This window comes from Gluconacetobacter sp., assembly GCF_047721585.1.
In the GTDB taxonomy this organism is placed as follows: domain Bacteria; phylum Pseudomonadota; class Alphaproteobacteria; order Acetobacterales; family Acetobacteraceae; genus Gluconacetobacter; species Gluconacetobacter dulcium.
This window is the reverse complement of record NZ_JBDNXE010000219.1, coordinates 1-3407: the sequence shown is the minus strand read 5'-3', so window position 1 is coordinate 3407 and position 3407 is coordinate 1. Positions and strand designations below refer to the sequence as shown.

Annotated in this window: 2 protein-coding genes; both read left to right on the top strand. The window is 69.8% G+C overall.

Going from position 1 to position 3407, the window contains the following annotated elements:
• Nucleotides 1–2364, top strand: a 2364-nt coding sequence (locus ABF821_RS20380) for a phosphoenolpyruvate carboxylase (RefSeq protein ID WP_415531398.1), incomplete at its 5' end; no start/stop codon positions are given.
• Nucleotides 2365–2495: 131 nt separating this feature from the next.
• Nucleotides 2496–3275, top strand: a complete 780-nt coding sequence (locus ABF821_RS20375) for an MBL fold metallo-hydrolase (protein WP_415531397.1) — start codon at nt 2496–2498, stop codon at nt 3273–3275.
• The last annotated feature ends 132 nt before the right edge of the window (nt 3276–3407 follow it).

Genomic DNA, 3407 nt, shown 5'->3' with positions numbered 1-3407 from the left:
ACTCCGCCCCCCCTGCCGGAGCTGGAAACCCATCGCCGCGCCGCACCACCCACCCTGGAAGAGGAATTCACCCTCGCCTCGGCCGCGATCCTACGCGGACGCGACGCGCTGGACCGGCTGACCGGCGCCCTGCTGGCCGAAGCCCGCGCCCGCTGGCCGCATGAATGGTCGGTCCTCAGCCCCCGCCCGGTGATCCTGACCAGTTGGGTCGGCTACGACACCGACGGGCGCACCGATATCGGCTGGTGGGACACGATCCGCCTGCGGCTGCGGATGAAGAAGCTGCAACTGGAGCGGCTCCAGGCGCAGATCGCCCCCCTGCTGCCCCTGGCCGAAACCCTGCATGCGCGGGTCGGCGGGGCGCTGGAAGCCGTCACCGCCCAGATCGAGGCTTGCCCGGTCGGCACCTCCGTGCAGCCCGAAGCCGTCGCCGCCTTCGCCGCCGTGCTGATCGAGCGCGGCGACGAGGCCATCCCCGCCGCCAGCCTGCTGGCCGCCCCGTTCCAGGAGGCCATCGACGCCGCCCCGCCCGACGACCGGATGGCCCTCTCCATCGCCCGCGCCGGGCTGCTGGCCCACGGCATGGGCGCCGCCCATACCCATGTGCGGCTGAATTCGACGCAGATCCACAATGTCGCCCGCCAGCGGCTGGGGATCGAGGACAATCCGGACAACCCGTCGCAGCGCCGCGCCCTGCTCACGCAGATCAACGAAGCGCTGGAACAGGCCCAGCCGGTCGAGATCGATTTCGGCTCGCTGCTGGTCGAGCAGGCAACCGCCGCCCGCCTGATGATGACGGTGCGCCAGATCATCCGCCACATCGACAATGAAAGCCCGGTCCGCTTCCTGATCGCCGAGACCGAAAGCGGCTACACGCTGCTGGCCGCCCTCTGGCTGGCCCGCACCTTCGGCATCGCCGACAAGGTCGAGATCTCGCCGCTGTTCGAAACGCAGGAAGCGCTGGAAAACGGCGCCCATATCGTCGAGGAAGCCCTGCGCTCGCCCCATTGGCGCGACTATCTGCGCCGCACCGGCCGGATGAGCCTGCAATTCGGCTATTCGGATTCCGGCCGCTATGTCGGCCAGCTCGCCGCCACCTATCTGATCGAACGCCTGCGGCTGAAAATCTGCGACCTGCTCCGGCGCTGGGACCTCACGGAGGTCGAGGTCATCCTGTTCGACACCCATGGCGAGAGCATCGGTCGCGGCGCCCACCCGTTCCGCCTGGCCGACCGGCTCGACTATCTGTCGCCACCGCAGGCACGGGCCACCTTCGCCGATGCGGGCGTGCATATCCGCGAGGAAACCGCCTTCCAGGGCGGTGACGGCTACCTGCTGTTCGGCACCGGCGCGCTGGCCGACGCCACCATCAGCATCATCGCCGAGCACGCCTTCGCCCACCCGCCCCGCGACCGCGACCCGGTCTATGACGAGCCCGATTTCTCCGCCGATTTCTTCTCCACCATCGGCGCGGGCATGGCCACCCTGGTCGAAGATCCGGGCTATGCCGCCCTGCTGGGCGCCTTCGGCCCGTCCCTGATCGACAAGACCGGCTCGCGCCCTTCCGCCCGGCAGAGCGATGCCGGCGCCGCCACCACGCGCATCAGCCATCCCAGCCAGTTGCGCGCCATCCCCAACAACGCAATCCTCCAGCAGCTCGGCTGGTGTGCCAACACCATCCAGGGGCTCGGCACCGCCTCCGCCCGCCACCCCGAAACGTTCGAGGAATTTCTCGGCCGCAGCCCGCGCTTCCGCCGGGCGCTGGATTTCGCGGCCCACGCCCTGGCCCATTCGGATGACATGGTGCTGCGCGCCGTCATCTACATGCTCGACCCGGATATGTGGCTCAACCGCGCAACGGCCGAAACCGACCCGGCCCGGCGCGACGCCTATCTGGTCCTGATGCAGGGGCTGGAACGGCTGAATTTCTGGGCCAGCACGCAGGCCATGTTCCGCCGCATCCAGTCCGATCATCTCGCCCTGCGCCGCGCCTGGGCACAGGCCCCCGCCATGGGCACCGAGGAAAAGCTGCTGCACGCGATCCGCATCGCCATGATCGAGCAGATCTGGCTGCTATCGACGCGCATCCCCTATTTCTCGCCGCGCAACGCCTTCTCGCGCGACGCGCTGACAACGCGCGTGCTGTGCCTGGAAATCCCCTCCGCCCTGCGCGAGCTGGACCATGTCTTTCCCTCGGTCACGCGCAGCGGCCTGGACCTGGACTACCACGAACCCCACGGCCCCCGCTCCGAAGGCGCCTATGTCCGCGAACATGCCGAAATCTTCGTGCCCATGCTGCGCCTGTTCAACCTGCTGCGCGAAACCAGCGTCGCGGTGATGCACCATGTCGGAGCCTTCGGCTGAACACGCGCCTCGAAGACCGCCCGCGCCCCGCCTGGCAGGTCCGCGAACCACCGCCGCCCACGGGCCGTCCCCTGAAGGCGGCGGCGCACCTGCCGGGGCTGCGGCGTATCGTCGCCCCCAATCCCGGTCCCATGACCGGGCACGGCACCAATAGCTGGCTGGTCGACCATCCCGGCGGCACGGCCGTCATCGACCCCGGCTCGGACCATCCCGCGCATCTCGAAGCGATCCTCGCAGCCGGGGGCGGCCGGATCACGCACATCCTGCTGACGCACACCCACCGCGACCACCTGACGGGCGCCCGCCCGCTGGGCCGCATGACAGGCGCGCCGGTCTGCGGCTTCCGCCACAGCGCGGTCCCATCCTTCACGCCGGACATCGCGCTCGACGACGGGTCGGTGGTGGCCGGGCTGACCGCCCTGCACACACCGGGCCATGCGACCGACCATCTCTGCTTCCTGACGGCGGAGGGCACCGTCTTCACCGGCGATCACATCATGGGCTGGTCGACGACGATGGTGCCCCCCGCGCCGGATGGCTCGGTGCGCCAGTTCCTCGACGGGCTGGAACGGATCAGCGCCCTGGCCCCGTCCCTGCTGCTGCCGGCCCACGGCGCGCCAATCTCCACACCCGAAACCTGCATCTCCGCCCTGATCGCGCATCGCCTCTCGCGCGAGGACAGAATCCTGGCCGCCCTGCGGCAAGGCCCGGCAACGCTCGACGACATGATGCGGCGCGTCTATCGGGCCATACCGACCTCCCTCCACCGGGCGGCGGAACTGAATCTGCTGGCGCACCTGGAAAAATTGCGTGATGACGGTCGCGCCATGCACGATCACGCTGTCTGGCGCGCCGATGCCGCACACGGAGACTCCCCGCCTCCGCGGGAACCGGCACGCCCGGCCCCCTGACCAACCGGAGGAACCGTTGACCACACGCCTGACCACACGCCTGACCCTGCTGCTGTCCGCCTCGCTCATCTGCCTGGGCCTGTCGCCGGCCCGCGCCGCCACCGACCACCCGGACGCGGCCCATCCCGATCC

What these genes read in the sequence shown, in the direction of transcription:
- ABF821_RS20375 (WP_415531397.1), top strand. Translation starts at nt 2,496, where the DNA reads ATGACCGGGCACGGCACCAATAGCTGGCTGGTCGACCATCCCGGCGGC.